This is a genomic window from Rhodococcus sp. ARC_M5 (genome assembly GCF_022810405.1).
Classification (GTDB): Bacteria; Actinomycetota; Actinomycetes; order Mycobacteriales; family Mycobacteriaceae; genus Rhodococcoides; species Rhodococcoides navarretei.
The window spans coordinates 1-253 of sequence record NZ_JALGQE010000073.1 but is presented as its reverse complement, the minus strand read 5'-3'; the positions used below and the strand labels follow the sequence as shown (position 1 = coordinate 253).

Annotated in this window: 1 pseudogene; it reads right to left on the bottom strand. The window is 65.2% G+C overall.

The features are described from left to right. Positions 1 to 253 (bottom strand): annotated as a pseudogene (locus tag MTX34_RS25585) (IS21 family transposase); the annotation flags it as partial.

The following is a 253-nucleotide window of genomic DNA, read 5'->3' as shown; positions in this document are numbered from 1 at the left end:
CCTCGAACACCTCGAGCGGTCGGGCGCATGTCGAGCCGTGAATGCGCATACCTGCGGTGCTGCTGCACCACCGAACCGCCGCCTCCTGCGCTTGCTCGAGACTGTTGAATCGTTCACCCGCCCAGAAAGTTTCCGCGCACGTACTGCACGGTGCGTTCGACTCTCGGTTTGTCCTTCGGCGACCTCACCCGCGCCGGGTCGGTGATGAACCCGACGTGGGCGCTGTAGTCGAGCCAGCCATCGCTCAACCGCG